Source organism: Bacillus sp. JJ1521, from assembly GCF_036965165.1.
Lineage (GTDB): Bacteria > Bacillota > Bacilli > Bacillales > Bacillaceae_L > Ferdinandcohnia.
In genome coordinates, this window is sequence record NZ_JBALOX010000244.1 from 1 (window position 1) to 1589 (window position 1589).

Consider the following 1589-nt stretch of genomic DNA (forward strand, 5'->3'; position numbering starts at 1 on the left):
ATTCAAATTAATTCACTTTAAGCGGGCTTTCTATGATAATATGTAGATAAATTCTATATGGAAAATTGTAGCGAGTGGGGTGGAAAAATGTTAATTAAACAATGTAGTGGATTTGAACTTGAAAAAACGTTAAAAAATACGTTTGAGGACTTTTTTAACCAATCTGAAGTAACATTTGTCGAGGATGGGGAGGAAAGGACATTACAAGTACTGTATTTACGTTATTTTGATGAACAATTTACATCATTTACTCCTTTTACCGAAGACCCGGTTTATAAAATTGATTCAAATGAGGTTTATTTTAAGGATCTAGTAGCTCTTATATGCTTGCTAAAGAATCCTGGGTATCGCAAGCGTAAACGAGTATACCTTAATGAACAAAAACAGTTTGAAGATCATATTAAAAATATTCAATTTGATAGACTAAAAGAAATTTTTACACACCTCCATCATAAGAATAGCTATGAAATAAAGTCAACATTAGAATTTATCAGTCAGCCATAAAAAGGAACCCCAATTGCTGAATTTTAAGCAAATGGGGTTCTCTTTAATCTTGAATACGTGGCTTTGTCGGATCACAATTTGGTTGGCTGACTTCTTTTGTCGATTCCGCTAGTTTGATTAAATAATAGCATTCTTCTCTTGCCATATGGTCAGCCATAAGTGGGGTTAGAACACCTAAAATCTCTTTATTTAATTCCATTTCCTCTAATTCTTCTAAGAAACCTTTGAAAATCTTCATTTCTAATTCAACATCACTGTTAAATCGCGATAGGGCAGGGAATTCATATTGACTCGTACGCAAGAAACCGACCATTTCAACAGCTTTTAAGTAAAAGTCTTCCCATTCCTTGACATATTTCTCGCTCTTTTGAAATAAATCTTTTTCAACACGGTCAAGATTTGATGCAATCCCACCCGCATGACCAGCTGCATCTAATAACCAAATGAGGTGATGGTGAAGCGCATGAGTTGTTGGTACACTTTTACCTTCTACTAAAAAGCTGGCCACTCGCAGCCATTCTTCTAATTCGTTAACCATATGATTGATAAAAGAAGGGCTAAGACTTATTTTTACCTTTCCAACCAATTGATTCTTGATAATATCTAATTTAAAAACGCGAAGCTGCTCCCCAGCATGTTTCCCTTCTTGGACAATATTGATAACTTGATTTGTTTGAAGAGGTTGTCTTGCAGTGTCTAATAAACGATCGAAAGTTGTGATAAATTGTTTTGTTTTTGCAATTCTTGCTGCTTCACTTGGTGCCAAGGAATCATGTAAGAAACGGCTATGGTCACCTAGAATCTGCATCCAAAACTGGGCTTCAAATAAAGCTTCTTCTTGAAAAGAACGATTCACTTCATCATACCTCCTAAACATGTATGCATTCTTAGACGAAAACGCAGATTAGGCATTCGTCATGATTTCTTTATGTATCTGTATGTAGATGGAGGGAAAGAGGTGAATCAAGATTAGCAATTTAACATTTCTAAAGTCACGAAAATAGATAAAACGCATACAATAATGACGATTAACTTTAATTCAGTCGGGTTCTAACCCCGACTGATAATAAGGAACTCAGACTAAG

The 1589-nt window shown here is 34.9% G+C and carries 2 protein-coding genes; one reads left to right on the forward strand and one right to left on the reverse strand.

The window, feature by feature from the left end:
• Positions 1-87: 87 nt before the first annotated feature.
• Positions 88-504, forward strand: coding sequence for a hypothetical protein (locus tag V7147_RS23605; RefSeq protein ID WP_335370242.1), 417 nt, complete (start codon positions 88-90; stop codon positions 502-504).
• 43 nt (positions 505-547) lie between these two features.
• On the opposite strand, the gene V7147_RS23610 is transcribed toward V7147_RS23605, so the two are convergent.
• Positions 548-1360, reverse strand: a complete 813-nt coding sequence (locus V7147_RS23610; protein ID WP_335370243.1) for a DUF2935 domain-containing protein — start codon at positions 1358-1360, stop codon at positions 548-550.
• Between the last annotated feature and the right edge of the window lie 229 nt (positions 1361-1589).